Origin of the sequence: Streptomyces sp. DSM 40750, assembly GCF_024612035.1 — a bacterium.
Taxonomy (GTDB): Bacteria; Actinomycetota; Actinomycetes; order Streptomycetales; family Streptomycetaceae; genus Streptomyces.
In genome coordinates, this window is sequence record NZ_CP102513.1 from 9,014,045 (window position 1) to 9,039,749 (window position 25,705).

2 protein-coding genes are annotated in these 25,705 nt (G+C 71.4%); both read left to right on the plus strand.

The window, feature by feature from the left end; all coding sequences use genetic code 11:
- The first annotated feature begins 34 nt into the window (after window positions 1-34).
- Window positions 35-14,317, plus strand: a complete 14,283-nt coding sequence (locus JIX55_RS39660; RefSeq protein WP_257568043.1) for a type I polyketide synthase — start codon at window positions 35-37, stop codon at window positions 14,315-14,317.
- 57 nt (window positions 14,318-14,374) lie between these two features.
- Window positions 14,375-25,684, plus strand: a complete 11,310-nt coding sequence (locus tag JIX55_RS39665) for a type I polyketide synthase (protein WP_257568044.1) — start codon at window positions 14,375-14,377, stop codon at window positions 25,682-25,684.
- Window positions 25,685-25,705 lie beyond the last annotated feature (21 nt).

The window sequence follows — 25,705 nt, forward strand, 5'->3', positions numbered from 1 at the left end:
GGAACTCGCAGAGCGTTTCAAGGGGCTGGGGATAGTGGCGGAAGACGAAAAACTCCTTGACTACCTCAAGAAGGTGACCGCTGACCTGCGTCAGGCTCGTCGGCGACTTCGACAGGTGGAAGAGCGCGACCGGGAGCCCATCGCCATCGTGGCGATGAGCTGCCGGTACCCGGGAGGTGTGCGGACTCCGGAGGAGCTGTGGCGGCTCGTCGCCGATGGCGGCGACGCCATCACCGAGTTCCCGCCCGACCGGGGCTGGGACGTGGACGGCTTCTTCGACCCGGACTCGAACCGGTCCGACACCTTCTCCGTCCGCGAGGGCGGATTCCTGGAGGCGCCCGGCGACTTCGACCCCGGCTTCTTCTCCATGAGCCCGCGGGAAGCGCTCGCCACCGACCCCCAGCAGCGGCTGCTGCTGGAGACTGCCTGGGAGGCGTTCGAGCGCGCCGGGATCGATCCGGCGTCGGTGCGGGGCAGCCAGGCCGGTGTGTTCGTCGGCGCCTCACCGTCCGGCTACGGAGCCGGGGTGAGCGAGATGCCCGAAGGCGTGGAGGGGCTGCTGCTCGCGGGCAACGCCACCTCCGTGGTCTCCGGGCGGGTGGCCTACACCCTGGGCCTGGAAGGGCCCGCCGTGACGGTGGACACCGCGTGCTCGTCGTCGCTTGTGGCGCTGCACTGGGCCTGCCAGGCGCTCCGTCAGGAGGAGTGCTCGCTGGCCCTCGCGGGCGGCGTCGCCGTCATGTTCACCCCCAGCATGTTCGTGGAGTTCAGCCGCCAGGGCGGGCTCGCTCCCGACGGACGCTGCAAGGCGTTCGGCGCGGGCGCCGACGGCACCGGCTGGGCGGAGGGCGTGGGCCTGCTCCTCCTGGAGCGGCTCTCCGACGCCCGGCGCAACGGCCACCCGGTGCTGGCGATCGTGCGTGGTTCGGCGGTCAACCAGGACGGTGCGTCCAACGGCCTGACGGCCCCCAACGGCCCCTCGCAGCGCCGGGTGATCCGCCAGGCGCTCAAGAACGCGGGCTTGACCCCCGCTGAGGTGGACGCGGTGGAGGCGCACGGTACGGGTACGTCGCTGGGCGACCCGATCGAGGCGCAGGCGCTGCTCGCCACCTACGGCAAGGAGCGGCCGGAGGACAAGCCGCTGTGGCTGGGCTCGTTGAAGTCCAACATCGGCCACTCCCAGGCCGCCGCCGGTGTCGGTGGGGTCATCAAGATGGTGATGGCCATGCGGAACGGCATGCTGCCCAAGACGCTCCACGCGGATGAGCCGTCATCCCAGGTGGACTGGTCGGAGGGCGACATCCGGCTGCTCAACGAGTCGACCCCCTGGCCCGAGACCGAGCAGCCTCGCCGGGCCGGTGTTTCCTCGTTCGGCATCAGCGGCACGAACGCCCATGTGATCTTGGAGGAGGCTCCGGAGCCTAAGGAGGTCGAGGAGGGCGAGTCCGAGGTCACCGATGGTCCGGTGGCCTGGGTGGTGGCCGGCCGCAGCGTGGCCGGCCTGCGCGCACAGGCGGGCAGGCTGCGGAACTTCCTGGCCGAGCGTCCGGAGCTGAGCGCCGCCGATGTGGCGTTTTCGCTGGTGGCGACGCGGTCGGTGTTCGAGCACCGTGGGGTGGTGACGGGGGCTGGCCGCGAGGAGCTCCTGGCTCGGCTGGGCGCCTTGGCCGGGGATGAGATCGCCTCGGGTGTGACGCGTGGTGTGGCGGATGTGCGGGGCCGTTCGGTGTTTGTGTTCACCGGTCAGGGTGCGCAGCGTCTGGGTATGGGGCGGGAGTTGTACGAGGCGTTCCCGGTGTTCGCCCAGGCGTTGGACGGGGTGTGTGCGCATCTGGATGTGCTGCTGGAGCGTCCGCTGCGTGAGGTGATGTTCGCGGCCGAGGGCAGTGCGGACGCCGGGTTGCTGGATCAGACGGCGTTCACCCAGCCCGCGCTGTTCGCCATCGAGGTGGCGTTGTTCCGGCTGCTGGAGGACTGGGGCGTGACCCCGGATGTGGTGATCGGCCATTCGGTGGGCGAGATCGCGGCGGCGTATGTGGCGGGGGTGTTCTCGTTGGAGGACGCGTGCGCGCTGATCGCGGCGCGTGGCCGGCTGATGCAGGCGCTGCCCGAGGGTGGGGCGATGGTGGCCGTCGAGGCGTCGGAGGAGGAGATCGCGCCGTCGCTGGCCGGGCGTGGGGCCGAGGTGAGTATCGCGGCGGTCAACGGCCCGACCTCTGTGGTCATCGCCGGTGACGAGGCGGCGGTGGTGGAGATCGCCGGGCAGTGGGCGGCACAGGGCCGCAAGACCCGTCGGCTGCGGGTCAGTCATGCGTTCCACTCACCGCGCATGGACGCGATGCTGGACGACTTCCGTGACGTGGTCGCGGGCTTGTCCTTCCAGGCGCCGTCGATCTCCTTGGTCTCCAACCTCACGGGCACGTCGGCGGGTGCCGACGAGGTGTGCTCGCCGGAGTACTGGGTGCGGCATGTGCGGGAGACCGTCCGTTTCCTCGACGGGGTGCGGACCCTCGAAGCGCAGGGCGTCACCGCGTACATCGAGGTGGGCCCCGACGGTGTGCTCTCGGCGATGGTGAGCGAATGCCTGACGGCGGAGGAGGCTTCGGCCTCGGTCGTGGTGCCGGTGCTGCGCAAGGACCGCCCGGAGGCCCGGGCGTTGACGACGGCTCTGGCCGAACTCCACGTCCACGGCGTCACCGTCGACTGGGAACAGTTCTTCGCCGGACGCGGTGCGCGGAAGGTCGAGCTGCCGACGTACGCGTTCCAGCGGCAGCGCTACTGGCTGGAGGACAGCGGCGGTGCGTCGGGCGGCTCCGCCGCCGACAGTGTGGACTTGGTCGACGCCCGGTTCTGGGAAGCGGTCGAGCGCGAGGACTTGGAGGTTCTGGCCGAGGCGCTGGAGGTTGACGGGGAGGGTTCGCTGAGCGAGTTGCTGCCCGCGTTGTCGTCGTACCGGCGTCAGCAGCGTGAGCGGTCCATGGTCGACGGCTGGCGGTACCGGGTTTCCTGGAAGCCGGTCCCGGACATGACCAGCGGGTCTCTGGCGGGGACCTGGCTGGTGGTGGTGCCGGCCGGACTGGCGGAAAGCGACGTCACCACGTCGATCCGCCATGGATTGGAGAGTCACGGTGCCCGGGTGGTGTCGGTGGCGGTTGCCGCCGGCACCGACGCCGACGGGCTGGCCCGGGCGCTGCTCGGCGCGCTCGACGGCGAGTCCGAGATCGGTGTGTTGTCGTTGCTCGGCTTGGACGAGGAGCCCCTCGTCGAGGAGCCGGTGGTCGCGGCGGGACTCGCGCTCACTTTGCGGTTGGTGCAGGCCCTGGCCGGGTTGGACGTGGGCGTTCGGTTGTGGTGCGCCTCGCGGGGTGCGGTGTCGGTGGGGCGTTCGGACCGGCTCACCAGCCCGGTGCAGGCGGGGGTGTGGGGTCTTGGCCGGGTGGCGGCCCTGGAGCACCCTCGGATCTGGGGTGGCCTGGTTGATCTGCCCGGGACGCTGGACGAGCGTGCCGTGGGGCGGCTGGCCGGTGTGCTGTCCGCCGAGGGCGCCGAGGAGCAGGTGGCGGTGCGGGGTTCCGGTGTGTTCGTCCGGCGCCTCCACCGCGTCACGGCGGGCGACGAGTCGGCCGAGCGCGCGTGGCGGCCCCGGGGCTCGGTGCTGATCACCGGTGGCACCGGTGCCCTGGGCGCGCACGTGGCGCGCTGGGCGGTGCGCGAGGGCGCCGGACACGTGGTGCTGACAAGCCGTCGCGGCCCGGCGGCCGAAGGCGCTGCCGAGCTCACGGCGGAACTTGAAGAAATGGGCGCCGAGGTGACCGTGGCGGCCTGCGACGCCGCCGACCGCGATGCCCTCGCCGCGGTGCTGGCCGCCATCCCGGAGCGGTATCCGCTCAGCGCGGTCGTGCACGCGGCGGGCATTCTGGACGACGGTGTGCTGGGCGGCCTGTCCGTCGACCGGCTGGCCGGGACGCTGGCCGCGAAAGTCGAGGGCGCGCGGCACCTGCACGAGCTGACTGCGGAACTGTCACTCGACGCGTTCGTGCTGTTCTCGTCGTTCGCCGGCGTCTTCGGTGGTGCGGGCCAGGCCGCCTACGCGGCGGCCAACGCCCACCTGGACGCACTCGCGGTGCTGCGTCGCGGCGCCGGACTCGCCGGTACGGCGGTCGCCTGGGGCCCGTGGGCCGACGGCGGCATGGCCGCGAGCGGCCGCGCCGGGGAGCGGATGCGCGGAGGGCCGCTGCCCCCCATGGCTCCCTCGCTGGCCGTGGACGCGTTGCGCTGGGCCGTGGGCCATGACGAGGCTTCGCTGGTCGTGGCCGACATCGACTGGGCCGGCATGGCTTCGATGCTGAGCGCGGGCCCCAGCGCCTTCCTCAGTGACCTCCCCGAAGCGCGCATGTACCTGACCGGGGTCGGCGGCGAGGCCGAGGCGGAAGCTGTCACCTTCGCCCAGAAGCTCATCGGGCTGTCGGAGGCCGAGCGGAACCAGGCCGTCCTGGAACTGGTACAGGGCCACGCGGCCGCCGTGCTCGGCCACGCTTCGGCCCGGTCGATCGAGCCCGGCCGTGCTTTCCGGGACCTCGGGTTCGACTCCCTCACCGCCATCGAGCTGCGCAACCGGCTCGACCTGGCCACCGGTCTGCGCCTGCCCGCGACTCTCGTCTTCGACTACCCGACCGCCGAGGTGCTCGCCGACTATCTGTGGCAGGAGCTGGGCGGGGTCACCGCCGAAGCGGCCACCTCGGCGGTGGCGCACCGGGCGCGGCCGGATGACGGCGACCCGATTGCGATCGTGGCGATGAGTTGCCGGTTCCCCGGGGATGTGCACACACCGGAGGAGCTGTGGCGGCTGCTGGCCGAGGGCGGGGACGCCATCTCCGGGTTCCCCGGCGACCGTGGCTGGGACGTCGAGGGTATGTACGACCCGGACCCCGAGCAGCCGGGCACGTTCTACGCCCGTGAGGGGGGTTTCCTCTACGGTGCCCCGGAATTCGACGCGAAGTTCTTCGGGATCTCACCGCGTGAGGCGCTGGCGATGGATCCGCAGCAGCGGCTGCTGCTGGAGACCTCGTGGGAGGCGTTCGAACACGCCGGTATCGCCCCGGAGTCGCTGCGGGGCAGCCGGACCGGTGTGTTTGTGGGCACCAACGGCCAGGACTACTCCACGCTCATGCTCGACGCCTCCGAGGACTTCGGTGGCCATGTGGGCACGGGCAGCGCGGCCAGTGTGGTGTCGGGCCGTATCTCGTACACGTTCGGTCTCGAGGGGCCGGCGATGACGGTGGACACGGCGTGTTCGTCGTCGCTGGTGGCTCTGCACCTCGCGGTACAGGCGCTGCGTCAGGGTGAGTGTGACCTGGCGTTGGCCGGTGGTGTGTCGGTGATGTCGACGCCGGGCGCGTTCGTGGAGTTCAGTCGTCAGCGGGGGCTGGCGCCCGATGGCCGGTGCAAGCCGTTCGCTGACGCGGCGGATGGCACGGGGTGGTCGGAGGGTGTGGGCATGCTGCTGGTGGAGCGGCTGTCGGACGCGCGCAGGAACGGCCATCAGGTGCTGGCGATCGTGCGCGGCTCGGCGGTGAACCAGGATGGTGCGTCGAACGGTCTGACGGCGCCGAACGGGCCGTCGCAGCAGCGGGTCATCCGCCAGGCGCTGGCCAGCGCGGGGCTGCAGGCTGCTGAGGTGGACGCGGTGGAGGCGCACGGCACCGGCACCATGCTCGGTGACCCGATTGAGGCGCAGGCGCTGCTGGCCACCTACGGCCAGGAGCGGCCGGTGGGCCGCCCGCTGTGGCTGGGTGCCATCAAGTCCAACATCGGGCACACGCAGGCCGCCGCGGGTGTGGCGGGTGTGATCAAGATGGTGATGGCGATGCGGCACGGTGTGCTGCCGAAGATGCTGCATGTGGATGAGCCGTCGCGGCAGGTGGACTGGTCGGCGGGTGAGGTGCGGTTGCTGACGGAGGCCACCGCGTGGCCGGAGACGGGCCGGCCGCGCCGGGCCGGTGTCTCCGCCTTCGGTGTGAGCGGCACCAACGCGCACACCATCATCGAAGAGGCCCCCGCTGCGGAGGAGTTGGAGGTCTCGGACACCGTGCCCTCCGGAACGGCCGTGTCGGCGGCTGTGGTGCCGTGGCTGGTTTCCGGGAAGAGCCGGGAGGCGTTGCGGGCGCAGGCCGAGCGGCTGCATGCGCATGTGGCGGCGCGGGAAGACATCGGCGTGCTGGACGTCGGGCACACGCTGGCGGCCAGGACGGTGTTCGAGCACCGTGCGGTGCTGGTGGGTGAGGACCGGGAGACCCTTCTGCGTGGCCTGCGGGCCGTCGCAGAGGGCGGAATCGCCTCGGGAGCCGTCCAGGGTCAGGCCGTGACGGCTGGCAGGTCGGCGTTCGTGTTCTCGGGTCAGGGTGCGCAGCGTCTGGGTATGGGGCGGGAGTTGTACGAGGCGTTCCCGGTGTTCGCCCAGGCGTTGGACGGGGTGTGTGCGCATCTGGATGTGCTGCTGGAGCGTCCGCTGCGTGAGGTGATGTTCGCGGTCGAGGGCAGTACGGATGCCGGGTTGCTGGATCAGACGGCGTTCACCCAGCCCGCCCTCTTCGCGGTCGAGGTGGCGCTGTTCCGGCTGCTGGAGGACTGGGGCGTGACCCCGGATGTGGTGATCGGTCACTCGGTGGGTGAGGTCGCGGCGGCGTATGTGGCGGGGGTGTTCTCGCTGGAGGACGCGTGCGCGCTGATCGCGGCGCGTGGCCGTCTGATGCAGGCGCTGCCCGAAGGCGGCGCGATGGTGGCCGTCGAGGCGCCGGAGGAGGAGATCGCGCCGTCGCTGGCCGGGCGTGGGGCCGAGGTGAGCATCGCGGCGGTCAACGGCCCGACCTCTGTGGTCATCGCCGGTGACGAGGCCGCTGTGCTGGAGATCGCCGCCCAGTGGGCGGAGCGGGGCCGCAAGACCCGTCGGCTGCGGGTCAGCCACGCCTTCCACTCGCTCCGTATGGACGCCATGCTGGACGACTTCCGCAGCATGATCTCCGGCCTGTCCTTCCAGGCGCCGTCCATCGCTCTGGTCTCGAATGTGACGGGCGAGGCGGCGGAAGCGGACGAGGTGCGTTCGCCGGAGTACTGGGTGCGGCATGTGCGCCAGGCCGTGCGCTTCGCGGACGGAATGCGGGCACTCACCGCCCAGGGCGTCACCAGGTTCCTGGAGGTCGGCCCCGATGGTGTGCTGTCCGCGATGGCGCGGGACTGCCTGACGGAGGACCAGGCCGCGGCCTCGGCCGTGGTGCCGGTGCTGCGCAAGGACCGGCCCGAGGCCCGGGCGTTGACGATGGCGCTGGCCGAACTCCACGTCCATGGAGCCTCGGTGGAGTGGGAGTCCGTCTTCGCCGGGCGCGGTGCGCGGATGGTGGAGCTGCCCGCGTACGCGTTCCAGCGTGAGCGGTACTGGCCCGAGGTGTCCGCGGTCGGGGGTGTCCGCGATGCCGGTTCGGCCGCCGCGGATTCGGTGGATGCGCGGTTCTGGGAAGCGGTCGAGCGCGAGGATCTCGAAGCGCTCGCCGAGGCGCTCGACGTCGACGGCGAAACGCCGCTGAGTGCGGTCCTGCCCGCGCTGTCCGCATATCACCGGAGCAATCGCGAGCAGTCCACGATTGACGGTTGGCGTTATCGGGTGGTGTGGAAGCCGGTCGTGGATGTGGCCGGTGGGTCGTTGTCGGGGACGTGGCTGGTGGTGGTTCCGGCGGCCCGTGCCGAGGACGAGCTGGTGGCGGAGATCGTCTCCGGACTCGAACGGCACGGCGCGGACGCGGTGGCACTGGTGGTCGGCGAACAGGACCTCGACGCCGAGGTGCTGGGGGAGCGGCTGCGCGGGGCGATCGCCGACGCGCCTGCCCTGGGTGGAGTGTTATCTCTGCTCGCTCTGGACGAGGAGCCGAGCCCGGGGTATCCGGCGCTGTCGGGTGGTTATGCGCGGAGCCTGGTGCTGGCGCAGGCGATGGTCGAGGCGGATGTTCCGGCCCGGTTGTGGTGCGGTACGCGTGGCGCGGTGTCGGTGGGGCGCTGGGATCGGCTGACCGGCGCGGTGCAGTCGCAGGTGTGGGGTCTGGGACGGGTCGTGGCGCTGGAGCACCCCGCGGTGTGGGGTGGTCTGGTGGATCTGCCCGAGTCTCTGGACGAGCGTGCGATCGCCCGGCTGGCCGGTGTGCTGGCCGCCGAGGCCACCGAGACCAGCGAAGACCAGGTGGCGGTGCGTGGTTCGGGTGTGTTCGCACGCCGCCTGACCCGTTCGGCCGCGCCGGCGACCGACGGAACGACGTGGCGGGCGCGTGGCACGGTGTTGGTGACCGGTGGTACGGGTGCGCTGGGTGGCCGGGTGGCCGGTTGGCTGGCGCGCAGCGGTGTGGGGCATCTGGTGCTGGCCAGCCGTCGCGGCCTTGACGCGCCGGGCGCTGCCGAGCTGCGCGATGAGCTCGAGGTGCTGGGCGCGCGGGTGACCGTGGTGGCGTGTGATGTGACGGACCGTGACGCGTTGGCCGCTGTCCTTGCTGATGTTCCGGAGGAGTTTCCGCTCAGTGCGGTGTTCCATGCGGCGGGTGTGGAGCAGGCGGCCGAGCTGGCGGGGATGGGTCTGGCGGACGCGGCGGCGGTGGTGTCCGGGAAGGTGGCGGGTGCCGTCAACCTGGATGTGTTGCTGGGTGACCGTGAGCTGGACGCGTTCGTGGTGTTCTCGTCGATCTCCGGTGTGTGGGGCAGTGGTGGTCAGGCTGCTTATGGTGCGGCCAACGCCTGTCTGGATGCGTTGGTGGAGGATCGTCGGGCGCGGGGTCTTGCCGGTACCGCGGTGGCCTGGGGTCCCTGGGCCGGGGGCGGTATGGCGGCCGGTGACGGCGGCGAGCAGCTGGCGCGCCGTGGCCTGGCCTCGATGGCGCCGGGTCTGGCGGTCGCCGCGTTGCAGGGTGCGGTCGCGGGTGATGAGGGTGTGGTGACGGTCGCCGATGTGGACTGGGAGCGGTTCGCTCCCTCGTTCACGATCGGGCGGCCCAGCCCGTTGATCGGCGACCTGCCCGAGGTCCAGCGGGCGCTGGCTGACGCCGGAAACACCGAAGGCGCCGGTGTCGGCTCCGTACTGCGGGAGCGGTTGGCGGGGCTGACCGAGGCGGAGACCGACCGGGCCCTGCTCGACCTGGTGCGTGGCCACGCGGCCGCTGTTCTCGGCTTCGCGGGTGCGGAGGCGGTTGAGGCCGCGCGCGCGTTCAAGGAGCTGGGATTCGACTCGCTGACGGCGGTGGAGTTCCGTAACCGGCTGAACGCGGAGACCGGGCTGGCACTGTCGGCGACGCTGGTCTTCGACTACCCGAGCGCCATGGTGCTGGCGGGTCATCTGCGTGCCGAGCTGCTGGGCACGCAGGGCGCGGTGGCCGCGCCGGTAGCGACGCCATCTGCGGTCGATGACGATCCGATCGCGATTGTCGGGATGAGCTGCCGCTTCCCGGGCGGGGTGCACAGCCCGGAGGACTTGTGGCAGCTGGTGGCCGGTAGTGGTGACGCGATCTCCGAGTTCCCGTCCAACCGCGGGTGGGACGTGGACGGGATGTACGACCCGGACCCCGAGCAGCCGGGCACGTTCTACTCGCGCGAGGGCGGCTTCCTGCATGAGGCGGGCGAGTTCGACGCCGGGTTCTTCGGGATCTCGCCGCGTGAGGCGCTCGCGATGGATCCGCAGCAGCGGCTGCTGCTGGAGACGTCGTGGGAGGTGTTCGAGCGGGCCGGTATCGCTCCCACGTCCGTGCGCGGCAGCCAGATCGGCGTGTTCGTGGGGGCCGCCGCCTCGGGCTACGGGTCCGGTTCCAGCGAGCTGGCCGAGGCGCTGGAAGGTCAGCTGCTGACGGGTAACGCGACATCGGTCGTGTCCGGTCGTATCTCCTACACCTTGGGTCTTGAGGGGCCGGCGATGACGGTGGACTCGGCGTGCTCGTCGTCGCTGGTGGCGCTGCATCAGGCCGCGCAGGCACTGCGCCAGGGCGAGTGCTCCATGGCGCTGGTGGGCGGTGTGACCGTGCTGGCCACGCCGGCGGCCTTTGTGGAGTTCAGTCGTCAGCGGGGGCTGGCGCCCGATGGCCGGTGCAAGCCGTTCGCTGACGCGGCGGATGGCACGGGGTGGTCGGAGGGTGTGGGCATGCTGCTGGTGGAGCGGCTGTCGGACGCGCGGCGCAATGGCCATCAGGTGCTGGCGGTCGTGCGTGGTTCGGCGGTGAATCAGGATGGTGCGTCGAACGGTCTGACGGCGCCGAACGGGCCCTCGCAGCAGCGGGTGATCCGGCAGGCACTGGCGAACGCCCGCTTGTCGGCTGCTGAGGTGGACGCGGTGGAGGCGCACGGCACCGGCACCATGCTCGGTGACCCGATTGAGGCGCAGGCCCTGCTCGCGACCTATGGACAGGAGCGGCCGGTGGGCCGGCCGTTGTGGCTGGGCGCGCTGAAGTCGAACATCGGTCATACGCAGGCCGCTGCTGGTGTGGCGGGTGTGATCAAGATGGTGATGGCGATGCGGCACGGGGTGCTGCCGAAGATGCTGCATGTGGATGAGCCGTCGCGGCAGGTGGACTGGTCGGCGGGTGAGGTGCGGTTGCTGACCGAGGCCACCGCGTGGCCCGAGACGGGCCGGCCGCGCCGGGCCGGTGTCTCCGCCTTCGGTGTGAGCGGCACCAACGCGCACACCATCATCGAACAGGCACCGCCGGACTCGGAGGACGAGCGACCGGCCGAGGTGACGGCTCCCGACGAGCGTGGCGCGGCTCCCTGGACGCTCTCCGCCCGGAGCGCGGACGGGCTGCGCGCCCAGGCAGGGCGGCTGCGGGCCCATCTGATCGCACGGCCGGAGCTGGGCCTGAAGGACGTGGGCCACTCCCTGGTGGCCACCCGGTCGGTGTTCGAGCACCGCGCGGTGCTGCTGGGGACCGAACGTGAGACGTTGCTGCGCGGCCTGGAGACCGTCGCCGCGGGCGACGACGCCCCCGGCATCGTCCAGGGACAGGCGGCCCCGGGCGGAAAGACCGCGTTCCTGTTCACCGGTCAGGGCGCACAGCGCCTGGGCATGGGACGAGAGCTGTACGACGCCTTCCCGGTGTTCGCCCGCGCCCTGGACGAGGTATGCGCGCATCTCGATGTGCTGCTCGATCGCCCGCTGCGTGAGGTGATGTTCGCGGCCGAGGGCAGCGCGGACGCCGAGCTGCTCGACCAGACGGCGTTCACTCAGCCCGCCCTCTTCGCCGTCGAGGTGGCGTTGTTCCGGCTGCTGGAGGACTGGGGTGTCACCCCGGATGTGGTGATCGGTCACTCCATCGGTGAGGTCGCTGCCGCGCATGTGGCGGGGGTGTTCTCGCTGGAGGACGCGTGCGCGCTGGTGGCCGCTCGTGGCCGGCTGATGCAGGCGCTGTCCGAGGGTGGGGCGATGGTGGCCGTCGAGGCGTCGGAGGAGGAGGTCGCCGGTTCGCTGGCCGGTCGTGAGGCGGAGGTGAGCATCGCCGCCGTCAATGGGCCGACCTCTGTGGTCATCGCCGGTGATGAGGCGGCGGTGGTGGAGATCGCCGGGCAGTGGGCGGAGCAGGGCCGTAAGACGCGCCGGCTGCGGGTCAGTCATGCGTTCCACTCACCGCGTATGGACGCGATGCTGGACGACTTCCGTGACGTGGTCGCGGGCTTGTCCTTCCAGGCGCCGTCGATCTCCTTGGTCTCCAACCTCACGGGCACGTCGGCGGGCGTCGACGAGGTGTGCTCGCCGGAGTACTGGGTGCGGCATGTGCGGGAGACCGTCCGTTTCCTCGACGGGGTGCGGACCCTCGAAGCGCAGGGCGTCACCGCGTACATCGAGGTGGGCCCCGACGGTGTGCTCTCGGCGATGGTGAGCGAATGCCTGACGGCGGAGGAGGCTTCGGCCCCCGTCGTGGTGCCGGTGCTGCGCAAGGACCGCCCGGAGGCCCGGGCGTTGACGACGGCTCTGGCCGAACTCCACGTCCACGGCGTCACCGTCGACTGGGAGGCCCTGTTCGCGGGCCAGGACGTCCGCCGGGTCGAGCTGCCGACGTACGCGTTCCAGCGGCAGCGCTACTGGCTGGAGGACAGCGGCGGTGCGTCGGGCGGCTCCGCCACCTCCACCGCGGACTTGGTCGACGCCCGGTTCTGGGAAGCGGTCGAGCGCGAGGACTTGGAGGCTCTGACTACCGCGCTGCAGGTGGACGGGACCGCCTCGCTGACCGAGGTGCTGCCCGCCCTGTCGTCCTACCGCAAGGGCCACCGTGAGCGGTCCACGGTGGACGGCTGGCGCTACCAGATCGCCTGGACCGCGGTGTCCGAGCTCTCGGAGCGGGCGTTGACCGGGACCTGGATGGTCATGGTTCCGCGGTCGCACGCCAGCCACGAGCTGGTCACCTCCGCGGTGACCATGCTGGAGCGGCAGGGCGCGGAGGTGGCGCGGGTCCTCCTCGACGGCGCTGCGGACATCGACCGTGCGGCGGTCGCCGAGCGGCTGCGCACGGCGGTCGAGGGCGCGCCGGACGGGGCCGTCGGCGGGGTGTTCTCCCTGCTGGCCCTGGATGAGGACCCCTGCGCCGGGCACACGGTGGTGCCGCGAGGGCTCGCGCTGAACCTCGTCGCGCTGCAGGCACTCGTGGAAGCCGGTGTCGAGGCTCCGTTGTGGGTGGCGACGAGAGGTGCCGTGTCGGTGACCGGATCCGACACCCTGCGCAGCGCCGCCCAGGCGCAGATGTGGGGCGTCGGCCGGGTCGCCGGTCTGGAGCACCCCCGGCTCTGGGGCGGTCTGGTCGACCTCCCGGAGACGCTCGACGAGCGGGCCACGGCCCGGCTGTCCGGTGTGCTGGGCGGCGGTGCGGGCGAGTTCGAGGACCAGGTGGCGGTGCGCACGTCGGGCGTGTTCACCCGGCGCCTGGTGCGGGCCACCGCGCCGCGGGCCACGGCCCGGCCGTGGACCGCGCGGGGCTCGGTGCTGGTGACCGGCGGTACCGGGGGAGTGGGCGGTCAGGTGGCCCGGTGGCTGGCCCGCGCCGGCGCCGAGCATCTGGTGCTGACCAGCCGCCGTGGCCTGGAGGCCGAGGGTGCGGCCGAACTGCGCGACGAGCTCACCGAGTTGGGCGCGGAGGTGACCATCGCGGCATGTGACGCCGCCGACCGGGAGGCCCTGGCCGCGGTACTAACCGCCATCCCGGAGCGGTATCCGCTGAGCGCCGTCGTGCACGCGGCGGGTGTCCTGGACGACGGTGTCCTGGACGCGATGTCGGTGGAGCGGGTCGCGGGCGTGCTGCGTCCCAAGGTGGACGGTGCCCGCAACCTGCATGAGCTGACGGAGGGCCTCGACCTCTCCGCGTTCGTGCTGTTCTCCTCGCTCGCCGGAGCCATCGGCGGCGCCGGGCAGGGCAGTTACGCGGCGGCCAATGCCTACCTCGACGCCCTGGCGCAGCAGCGCCGGGCCCAGGGCCTGGCGGCCACCTCGGTGGCCTGGGGCCCGTGGGCCGAGGGCGGCATGGTGGCCGACGGGGCGCTGGAGGAACGGCTGCGGCGCGGCGGCATGGCCGCGATGGCCCCGGAGCTGGCGGTCAAGGCCCTCCAGCAGGCCCTCGACCTGCAGGAGACGCACCTGGCCATCGCCGACCTCGACTGGGAGCGATTCGTACCCGCCTACACCGCCGTACGGGCCAGCCGGCTGCTGGACGAGGTGCCCGAGGCGCGGCGGATCCTGGAGGCCGCGCCCGGCGGCGGGACCGCCACGCAGTTCGAGAACGGTGGCTCGGAGCTGCGCGAGCGGCTCGCCGGAATGTCCAAGGCGGAGCAGGAACGAGCGCTGCTCGATCTGGTCACCGCGCAGGTGGCGATGGTGCTGGGCTTCCCGTCGGTGGAGTCGGTCGAGTCCCAGCGGGCCTTCCGCGAACTCGGCTTCGACTCGCTGACCGCCGTCGAACTGCGCAACCGGCTGGACGTGGCGACGGGCCTGCGCCTGCACGCGACGATCGTCTTCGACCACCCGACGCCCGTAGCGCTCGCCCGCCGACTGCGTACCGACGTCGTGCGGGACGGGGTCTCGGCGGCCGCACCGATCCTCAGCGAACTGGACCGGATCGAAGCGGCGATGGCCACGATCTCCGCCGACGACGTGGACCGGCCAAGGATCACCACGCGCCTGCAGACGCTCCTTCTGAAGTGGGGAGAGGCGGAGCAGGAATCGCCCACCTCGGGCAAGAAGGCGGTTTCGGACAAGATTCAGTCGGCGACGTCGGACGAGATCTTCGACTTCATCGACAAGGAGCTCGGGATCTCCTGAGCTGGCGCGGTCGGTTCCAGAGGGTCGTTCCTTACTACTTCCATGGGTGACATAACAATGAACGAAGAGAAGCTTCTCGACTATCTCAAGCGGGTGACTGCGGATCTCCAGCAGACTCGCCAGCGCCTGCTCGAGGCCGAGTCAGCGGACCAGGAACCGATCGCGATCGTCGCCATGAGCTGCCGGTTCCCCGGAGGGGTGAACTCTCCCGAAGACCTGTGGCGCCTGGTGGCGGACGGCACCGACGCGATCTCGGAATTCCCCATGGACCGTGGCTGGGACATCGACGCCCTCTACGACGAGGACCCGGACCGTCCCGGCACCAGCTATACGACCGAGGGCGGTTTCCTGGAGCACGCCGACCAGTTCGATCCGGCGTTCTTCGGGATCTCGCCGCGCGAGGCGCTGTCGATGGACCCGCAGCAGCGGTTGCTGCTGGAGTCCTCGTGGGAGGCGGTTGAGCGGGCGGGCATCGACCCGACGTCCCTGCGCGGTAGTAGGACCGGCGTGTTCGTCGGGACCAATGGCCAGGACTACTCCCTGCTCATGCTCGGCGCGGCCGAGAGCCTGGAGGATGTCGAGGGCCACTCGGCCACCGGCAACGCGGCGAGCATCGTCTCCGGCCGGATCTCCTACACCATGGGTCTCGAGGGCCCCGCGCTCTCCGTGGACACGGCGTGCTCGTCGTCCCTCGTGGCCCTGCACCTCGCCGTTCAGGCGCTGCGTCAGCGCGAGTGCTCGCTCGCGCTGGCCGGTGGCGTCACGGTGATGTCCACCCCGTCGGCGTTCGTCCAGTTCAGCAGGCAGCGCGGCCTGGCGGCGGACGGCCGGTGCAAGCCGTTCGGCGCCGCGGCCGACGGCACGGGCTGGGGCGAGGGCGTCGGCATGCTGCTCGTGGAGCGGCTGTCCGACGCCGAGCGCAACGGCCACAAGGTGCTGGCCATCGTCCGGGGCTCGGCCATCAACCAGGACGGCGCGTCCAACGGTCTGACGGCGCCCAACGGCATCTCGCAGCAGCGGGTCATCCGGCAGGCGCTGACCAGCGCCCGGCTGTCGGCCGCCGAAGTGGACGCGGTGGAGGCGCACGGGACGGGCACCACATTGGGTGACCCGATCGAGGCGCAGGCGCTGATGGCCACGTACGGGCAGGACCGGCCCGCGGACCAGCCAGTGTGGCTGGGCTCGGTGAAGTCGAACATCGGCCATGCGCAGGCGGCGGCCGGTGTGGCTGGTGTCATCAAGATGGTGATGGCCATGCGTGCGGGCGTGCTGCCGAAGACGCTCCACGCGGAGGAGCCCTCGCCGCACATCGACTGGACCGGCGGCGCCGTCTCCCTGCTGCACGAGTCGACCCCGTGGCCGGACCGGGAGCACCCGCGCCGCGCCGCCGTGTCCTCGTTCGGCATGAGCGGCACCAACGCGCACACCATCCTGGAGCGGGCGCCCGAGTCCGAGGTGGCCGAGGTCGCCGAGTCCGAGGTCGTCGACGGCCCGGTGGCGTGGGTCGTGTCGGGCCGTGGTGCCGAGGGACTGCGGGCGCAGGCCGGGCGGCTGCGGGAATTCCTCATGGAGCGCCCGGAGTTGAGCGCGGCAGACGTGGCTCTCTCGCTGGCCACGACCAGGTCCGCGTTCGAGCACCGGGCCGTGGTGACGGGGGCTGGCCGCGACGAGCTCCTCGAGCGGCTGGAGGCGGTCGCCGAGGACTCCTCCACGGTTAACGGTGTGGTGCGGGGGAGGACCGGCGACGTCGGCCGTTCGGTGTTTGTGTTCCCGGGTCAGGGGGCGCAGTGGGTGGGTATGGCGGTGGGGTTGTTGGAGTCTTCGCCGGTGTTTGCGGGGGCGGTCGGTGAGTGTGAGTCGGCTCTGTCGGCGTATGTGGACTGGTCGTTGACGGATGTGCTGCGTGGTGCGGAGGGTGCTCCCGGTTTTGACCGGGTGGATGTGGTCCAGCCGGTGTTGTTCGCGGTGATGGTGTCGTTGGCGAGGTTGTGGCGTTCGGTGGGTGTGGAGCCGGATGCGGTGATGGGGCACAGTCAGGGTGAGATTGCCGCGGCGTGTGTGGCGGGTGCGCTGTCGCTGGAGGACGCTGCGAAGGTGGTCGCCTTGCGCTCGCAGGTGGTCGCGGCGGGTCTTGTGGGCCGTGGTGGCATGGTGTCGGTCGGGCTGTCGGTCGACGAGGTCAAGGAGCGTATCGGCGCGTGGGGTGGCGCCATCTCGGTCGCCGCGGTGAACGGCCCGGGTTCGGTCGTGGTGTCCGGTGACCCGGGGGCGCTGGATGAGATGGTGGCGCGGCTTGAGGGTGAGGAGGTGCGGGTTCGCCGGGTTCCGGTGGACTACGCCTCGCACTCCGCGCATGTGGAGGAGATCCGCGAGGAACTGCTGAAGGTCCTGGCGGGCATCGAGCCGCGTCCGTCGCAGGTGCCGTTCTACTCGACGGTGTCCGGTGAGCTGGTGGACACGGCCGATCTGGACGCGGAGTACTGGTATCGCAACCTGCGGCAGACCGTCGAGTTGGAGGCCACCACCCGCGCACTGCTCGACAGCGGACATGGTGTTTTCATCGAGGCGAGCCCCCACCCTGTGCTGATGCTGCCGTTGCAGCAGACCGTGGAGGCCGCCGAGGCGCAGGCCGTGGTCGTGGGCACGCTGCGGCGTGACGAGGGCGGCCTGGAGCAGTTCCTGACCTCCGCCGCCGAACTCCACGTCAGCGGAACCGGTGTCGACTGGCGGAAGACGTTCGAAGGACATGGTGTCCGCCGGGTCGACTTGCCGACCTACGCCTTCCAGCGCCAGCGGTACTGGCTCGATGGATTCGGCCTGCCGCCCGGCGGACGCGCGGCCGATGGCACGGGTTCCGTCGACGCGCGGTTCTGGGAAGCGGTCGAGCGTGAGGATCTCGAAGCGCTCGCTGAGGCGCTCGATGTCGACGGCGAGGCGCCGCTGAGCGCGGTGCTGCCCGCGCTGTCCGCGTATCACCGCACCAGGCGTGACCAGTCCACGATCGACGGCTGGCGCTATCGGGTGGCGTGGAAGCCGGTCATGGATGTGGCCGGTGGGTCGTTGTCGGGGATGTGGCTGGTGGTGGTTCCGGCGGCCCGTGCCGAGGACGAGCTGGTGGCGGAGATCGTCTCCGGGCTTGAGCGGCACGGCGCGGGTGTGGTCCCGGTCGCGGTGGACGAGCGGGACCTTGACGCGGATGTGCTGGCGGAGCGGCTGTGCGAGGTGGCCGCGGAGACGCCCGAGCTGGGTGGTGTGCTCTCTCTGCTCGCCCTGGACGAGGAGCCCTGCTCGGAACACCCCGCGCTGTCCAACGGTCTCGCCCTGACGTTGACGCTGGTGCGGGCCATGGTTCAGGCCGAGATCCCGGCCCGGCTGTGGTGCGGTACGCGCGGCGCCGTGTCGGTGGGGCGTTCGGACCGGCTCACCAGCCCGACGCAGGCGATGGTGTGGGCGCTGGGCCGGGTGGCCGCGCTGGAGCTGCCGCGGCTGTGGGGCGGTCTGGTCGACCTGCCCGAGTCCCTGGACGAGCGCGCTGCGGAGCGGCTGGCCGGTGTGCTCTCCGTCGAGGGCGGCGAGGACCAGCTCGCGGTGCGCGGCTCCGGTGTCTTCGTACGCCGTCTCGTGCGGTCCGCGCCGGCCGTCGGCGACGGGACGTCGTGGCGGGTGCGTGGCACGGTGCTGGTGACCGGTGGCACGGGTGCGCTCGGTGGCCAGGTGGCCCGCTGGCTGGTCCGCAGTGGTGCCGAGCACTTGGTGCTGACCAGTCGTCGTGGTCTCGAGGCCGAAGGCGCCGCCGAGTTGAAGGCGGAGTTGGAGGGGATGGGTGCCGAGGTGACGGTGGCCGCGTGTGACGCGGCGGACCGTGACGCGCTCGCGGCCGTCCTAGACGCCGTGCCGGAGGATCGGCCGCTCGCCGGGGTGGTGCACGCGGCGGGTGTCACGATCGCGGCCTCCCTGCTGGAGACGGAGCTCGCGGACGCGGCCAGGGTGGTGTCGGGCAAGGTGGCGGGTGCCGTCAACCTGGACGAGCTGCTCGGCGACCGTGAGCTCGACGCCTTCGTGGTCTTCTCGTCCATTTCGGGTGTGTGGGGTGGCGGCAGCCAGGGCGTCTACGGCTGCGGAAATGCCTTCCTGGACGCGCTGGTGGAGCAGCGCCGTGCGCGGGGTCTCGCCGGCACTGCCGTCTCTTGGGGCCCGTGGGCCGAGGGCGGCATGGCGACCCGCGGCGACGCGGGGGAGCAGCTGGCGCGGCGTGGACTGCCCGCGATGGCACCCAAGTTGGCGATCGCCGCTCTGGAGCGTGCGGTGGCCGGTGACGACGGTGTTATGACGGTCGTGGACGTGGACTGGGAGAGGTTCGCGCCCTCGTTCACCGCGGTCCGTCCCAGTCCGTTGCTGAGCGACCTCGACGAGGTCCGGGTGCTGGAGACTCAGGGCGACGGTGGCGAGAGCGCCGGCGTCGCCGGGGCGCAGCTGCGTGAGCGGCTCAAGCCGCTCACCGAGGGCGAGCGGGACCGGACGCTGCTCGATATGGTGCGCAGGCACGCCGCCTCCGTGCTCGGCTACGCGTCTGCGGAGATGGTGGAGCCGAACCGGGCCTTCCGCGATCTGGGCTTCGACTCGCTGACCGCGGTCGACCTGCGCAACCGGCTGGCCGCGGAGACCGGTCTCGGCCTGCCCGCCACGCTGGTCTTCGACTATCCCAGTGCCGGCACGCTCGCGGCGCATCTGCGCAGCGAGGTGCTGGGCGCCTCGTCTCCGGCGCTCGCCACCAGGTCCGGGGCCGTCGCCGGGGCCGGCGCGGACGACGACCCGATCGCGATCGTCGGGATGAGCTGCCGCTTCCCCGGTGGGGTGCGGAGCCCGGAGGATCTGTGGCAGTTGGTCGAGAGCGGCGGTGACGCCGTGTCGTCCTTTCCGTCCGACCGTGGGTGGGACGTGGACGGGATGTACGACCCGGACCCCGGGCGCTTGGGCACGTTCTACGCCCGTGAGGGTGGGTTCCTCGACGGGGCGGGTGAGTTCGACGCCGGGTTCTTCGGGATCTCGCCGCGTGAGGCGCTGGCGATGGATCCGCAGCAGCGGCTGCTGCTGGAGACGTCGTGGGAGGTGTTCGAGCGGGCGGGCATCGACCCCGCGTCGGTGCGGGGCAGCCAGGTCGGGGTGTTCGTCGGCTTCTCGGGATCCGGATACGGCACCAACCTGGAGACGGTGCCCGAGGACGTCGAGGGCCATCTGCTGACCGGCAACGCGGGCAGCGTCGTCTCCGGCCGTCTCGCCTACACCTACGGCCTGGAGGGTCCCGCTGTCACGGTGGACACGGCCTGCTCGTCGTCGCTGGTGGCGCTGCACCTGGCCTGCCAGTCGCTGCGCCAGGGCGAATGCAGCATGGCTCTGGTGGGCGGTGTGGCGGTGATGTCCACTCCGATGGCGTTCGTCGAGTTCAGCCGGCAGGGCGGGCTCGCCCCGGATGGACGCTGCAAGCCGTTTGCGGACGCGGCGGACGGTACGGGCTGGAGCGAGGGCGCCGATGTGCTGCTGGTGGAGCGGCTGTCGGACGCGCGGCGCAATGGCCACCAGGTGCTGGCGATCGTGCGCGGCTCGGCGGTGAACCAGGATGGTGCGTCGAACGGTCTGACGGCGCCGAACGGGCCCTCGCAGCAGCGGGTGATCCGGCAGGCGCTGGCGAACGCCCGCTTGTCGGCTGCTGAGGTGGACGCGGTGGAGGCGCACGGCACCGGCACCATGCTCGGTGACCCGATTGAGGCGCAGGCGCTGCTGGCCACCTACGGCCAGGAGCGGCCGGTGGGCCGGCCGCTGTGGCTGGGGGCCGTCAAGTCCAACATCGGGCATACCCAGGCCGCCGCGGGTGTGGCGGGTGTGATCAAGATGGTGATGGCGATGCGGCACGGTGTGCTGCCGAAGATGCTGCATGTGGATGAGCCGTCGCGGCAGGTGGACTGGTCGGCGGGTGAGGTGCGGTTGCTGACCGAGGCCACCGCGTGGCCGGAGACGGGCCGGCCGCGCCGGGCCGGTGTCTCCGCCTTCGGGGTGAGCGGCACCAACGCGCACACCATCATCGAGCAGGCCCCGTTGGACATCGAAGAGGTGCGACCAGCCGAGGTGACGGCTCCTGACGAGCGCGGCGCGGTTCCCTGGGCGCTCTCCGCCCGGAGCGTGGACGGGCTGCGCGCCCAGGCACGGAGGCTGCGGGCCCATCTGACCGCACGGCCGGAACTGAGCCTGAAGGACGTGGGCTACTCCTTGGTGGCCACCCGGTCGGTGTTCGAACACCGTGCCGTGCTGACCGGCGTGGACCGTGCGGAGCTGCTGCGCGGGCTCGATGCCGTCGCGACCGGCGAGGAGGCCCCCGGGGTCGTGCGCTCGGTCGCCACTCCGACCGGAATCACCGCCTTCCTGTTCTCGGGTCAGGGTGCGCAGCGTCTGGGTATGGGGCGGGAGTTGTATGACGCCTTCCCGGTGTTCGCGCGTGCGCTGGACGAGGTGTGCGCGTACATGGATGTGGTGCTGGACCGTCCGTTGCGGGAGGTGATGTTCGCGGTTGAGGGCAGTGCGGATGCCGGGCTGCTGGATCAGACGGTGTTCACCCAACCCGCGCTGTTCGCCATTGAGGTGGCGTTGTTCCGGCTGTTGGAGGACTGGGGTGTCACGCCGGATGTGGTGATGGGTCACTCCGTCGGTGAGGTCGCCGCGGCGCATGTGGCGGGGGTGTTCTCGCTGGAGAACGCGTGCACGCTGATCGCGGCGCGTGGCCGTCTGATGCAGGCGCTGCCGGGCGGTGGGGCGATGGTGGCGGTGCAGGCGTCGGAGGAGGAGATAGCCGGTTCGCTGGCCGGGCGTGGGGCCGAGGTGAGTATCGCGGCGGTCAACGGGCCGGCTGCGGTGGTCATCGCCGGTGATGAGGCGGCGGTGCTGGAGATCGCCGGCCAGTGGGCGGAGCAGGGCCGCAAGACCCGCCGGCTGAGGGTCAGCCATGCGTTCCACTCGCCCCGTATGGACGCGATGCTGGACGACTTCCGCAAGGTGGTCGCGGGGCTGTCGTTCGCTCCACCGGTCATCGCGCTGGTGTCCAATGTGACGGGCGAGGCGGCGGAAGCGGACGAGGTGTGCTCGCCGGAGTACTGGGTGCGGCATGTGCGGGAGGCCGTGCGGTTCGCGGACGGGGCACGGGCACTTGAGGCGCAGGGCGTGACCACCTTCCTGGAGGTGGGTCCCGACGGTGTTCTCTCGGCGATGACGCGGGAGTGCCTGGCGGCGGAGGACGCATCGGCCTCGGTCGTCGTGCCGGTGCTGCGCAAGGACCGCCCCGAGGCCCGGGCGTTGACGACGGCTTTGGCCGAACTCCACGTCCACGGCGTCACCGTCGACTGGGAGGCCCTGTTCGCGGGCCGTGGTGCCCGCCGGGTCGAACTGCCCACCTACGCGTTCCAGCGGCAGCGCTACTGGCTGGACGCCCTGACGACGTTCGTCAGCGATGTCACCGCCGTGGGGCTCGTCCCGCCCACGCATCCGCTGCTGGGCGCCGCCGTCGAGCTGCCCGACGCGGACGGCTTCCTGTTCACCAGCCGCCTTTCGCCGCAGACGCACCCGTGGCTGGTCGACCACATGGTCCAGGACACGATTCTGCTGCCCGGCACCGCTTTCCTCGAACTGGCCCTGCACGTCGCCGACCAGGTGGGATGCGACCGGGTCGAGGAGCTGACCCTCACGGCGCCGCTGGCGCTGCCCGAACGGGGCGCGGTGCACCTCCAACTGGCGGTGGGCGGCCCGGACGAGAACGGCGCGCGCTCGCTGAACGTGTACTCCCGGCTGGAAGACCCCACCATGGACCAGCCGTGGATCCAGCACGCCTCCGGCCTGCTCGCCCAGAGCGACACGCCGGACGAGAGCGGACAGGCCGACCTCACCGTATGGCCCCCGGAGGGCGCGGAGCGGATCGACACCGAGGACGTCTACGACCGGATGGCGGCGGGCGGCTTCGCTTTCGGCCCGGTCTTCCAGGGGCTGCGGTCGGTATGGATCCATGGTGACGAGATCTTCGCCGAGGTGCGCCTGCCCAAGGAGCACGCGTCGGACGGGGCCGAGTTCGGCCTTCATCCCGCGCTGCTGGATGCTGCCGTGCAGGCGGTGGTCTTCGTCGCCCTGGAGGATGTCGGGCTCTCCCGGCTCCCGTTCTCCTGGAGCGGGGTGTCGCTCCATGCCGGTGGCGCGTCCGCGTTGCGGGTGCGGCTCACTCAGCTGGGATCGGATTCCGTCTCCCTCGCGGTGGCCGATGGAACTGGCCGCCCGGTGGCGTCGATTGAATCCCTCGTGCTGCGCCCGGTGTCGGTGGAGCACATCGACTCCGCCAGGACGTCGGCGTTCCGTGACTCGCTGTTCACGCTGGACTGGACTCCCGTTCCGGCCATCGCTGCGGCCGGGGCGGCAACGGCGCGGTGGGCCGTGGTGGGTACCGACCACTACGGACTGGCCGCCGGCGCGGTCGCCGGTGCCGAGGTGGCCGCCTATGCCGATCTCGACGCGCTGGGCGCAGCGATCGACGGTGGCGCCGCTGCCCCGGAGGCCGTGCTGGTCTCCTACGCACCGGGCCTTGACGACGAGGCGGCTCAGGGCAAGTCCAAGAGCAAGGCGAAGGGCGAGTCCAGGGGCAAGAGCAAGGCCAGGCGGGGTCTGGAGCCCGCGGATGCCATCCATACGGTGACGCACCACACGCTCGGCATGATTCAGGGCTGGCTCGGCGACCGTCGGTTCGACTCCTCCCGACTGGTCTTCGTGACCTCGGGCGCCATGGCGCCCGAGGGCCGCGACGAGACTCCGGACCTGGTCCACGCACCCCTGTGGGGCATGGTGCGGTCCGCGCAGTCGGAGAACCCGAACTGCTTCGTCCTGGTGGACCTCGACGAGGACGAGGCGTCCAAGGCGGCACTGCCCGCGGTGCTCGCCGGCGACGAGCCACAGGCTGTGGTCCGTGAGGGTACGGTGCTCGGCCAGCGCATGGCCCGGGTCTCCTCGGGCACCGCGCTGCTGCCTCCTGCCGGAATACGGGAATGGCGCCTGGACATGCACGCCAAGGGAACGCTGGAGAACCTGGCGCTGCTGCCCAGCCCCGACGTCACCGAAGCGCTGGGCGAGAACGAGATCAGGGTCGAGATGCGCGCGGGGGGGATGAACTTCCGCGATGTGCTCAACGCCCTGGGGATGTACCCCGGAGAGGCCGGGCCGCTCGGTGGTGAGGGCGCCGGCATCGTGACCGAGGTCGGTCCCGGAGTGACGGGCCTGGCGCCCGGCGACCGGGTGATGGGCATCTTCAGCGGGTCGTTCGGCCCGGTCGCCGTCACCGACCGGCGCGTCGTCGCCCGGGTGCCGGAGGGCTGGACGTTCGAGCAGGCGGCGTCGACTCCCATCGTGTTCCTGACGGCCTATTACGCCATGGTGGACCTGGCCGGTCTCCAGGCCGGCCAGTCGGTGCTGGTGCACTCGGCGGCCGGTGGTGTGGGCATGGCCACGCTCCAGCTGGCACGGCACCTCGGGGCTGAGGTGTTCGGTACGGCGAGTGAGGGCAAGTGGGACACCCTGCGGTCGCTGGGTGTGGACGATGAGCACATCGCGTCGTCGCGGACGCTGGACTTCGGGACGCGGTTCCTGGATGTGACCGGTGGGCGCGGTATGGATGTGGTGCTCGACTCGCTGGCGCGGGAGTTCGTGGACGCGGGCCTGCGTCTGCTGCCGCGCGGCGGCCGGTTCCTGGAGATGGGCAAGACCGACATCAGGGTGCCGGAGGAGGTGGCCGCCGAGTACAGCGGTGTCTCCTACCAGGCGTTCGATCTCATGGAGGCGGGACCCGATCGCATCCACGAGATGTGGGGCGAGCTGATCTCGCTGTTCGAGAGCGGGGTACTGCGGCCGCTGCCGGTGCGCACCTGGGATGTGCGCAGGGCTCCTGATGCCTTCCGTTTCATCGGCCAGGCCCGGCACACCGGCAAGGTGGCGCTGACCATCCCGAGGACGCTCGATGGGCCGGGCACGGTGCTGGTCACGGGTGGTACGGGTGGTCTGGGCGCGCTGTTGGCCCGTCATCTGGTGGTGGAGCACAAGGTTGAGCGTCTGGTGCTGACGAGTCGTCGTGGTGTTCAGGCGCCGGGTGCGGCGGAGTTGGTGGCGGAGCTGGCCGGGCTGGGCGCCGAGGTACAGGTCGTGGCGTGTGATGTCGCCGACCGTGCGTCGGTGGAGCGTCTCCTGGCGGGGATCGGGTCGGAGCATCCGCTGTCGGCCGTGGTGCATGCGGCGGGTGTGCTGGATGACGGTGTGGTGGAGTCGCTGACGCCCGAGCGGGTGGACAAGGTGCTGCGCCCCAAGGTGGACGCCGCCCTGCACCTCCACGAGCTCACCCGCGACCTCGACCTCGCCGCCTTCATCCTGTACTCCTCCGTCTCCGGTACCTTCGGCGGCGCCGGCCAGGCCAACTACGCGGCGGCCAACGCCTTCCTGGACGCCCTGGCCCAGCACCGCAGGGCCGAGGGTCTCCCGGCGGTGTCCCTGGCCTGGGGCATGTGGGAGCAGCGCAGCAAGATGACCGGGGACCTCGGCGAGGCGGACCTCCAGCGCATCGCCCGGGCCGGGCTGAACGCGCTCAGCTCCGACGAGGGCCTCGCGCTGTTCGACGACGCGCTCGGGACCGACGAAACCGTGCTCGTGCCGACCCATGTGGACCTAGCCGCCCTGCGCGTCCAGGCCCGTACCGGCGACGTGCCCACTCTGCTGCGCGGCCTGGTGCGTGTCCCCCGGCGCCGGGTCGCGGCTGCGGAAACCGCGCACACCGGTACCGGATCGCTGCGGGACCGCCTGGCCGGTCTCTCCGCGGCCGATCAGTACCGGGCTCTGCTGGACCTGGTGCGGGTGCAGGTGGCGACGGTCCTCGGCCATGGCTCGCCGGAAACGGTGGAGCCGGACATGGCCTTCAAGGACATGGGCTTCGACTCCCTGACCACGGTGGAACTGCGCAACCGGCTCAACGCGGAGACGGGTCTTCGACTGTCGGCCGTGCTGGTCTTCGACCACCCGACCCCCACGGCGCTGGTGGACCACCTGGGGGAGGAGCTCCTGCCGGACGGCGACACGGGGGAGCCGGTGGTCTTCGCCGAGCTCGACAAGCTGGAGCCCCTGCTCTCCAACGTGATGGACGACGGCGAGACCCGCACGAAGGTGGCCGAGAGGCTGAAGGAGCTCCTGGAGAAGCTGGGCGAGGCTTCCGACGACGACTCCACCGTCGAGGTGGCCGAACGGATCGGGTCGTCCTCCAACGACGAGCTGTTCGACTTCATCGACAACGAGCTCGGGCTGTCCTGAACGGTTGTCCAGCGCCCTCTG

Excerpts from the sequence above, each read along its gene's own strand:
- JIX55_RS39665 (WP_257568044.1), top strand. The coding sequence starts at position 14,375 with ATGAACGAAGAGAAGCTTCTCGACTATCTCAAGCGGGTGACTGCGGAT.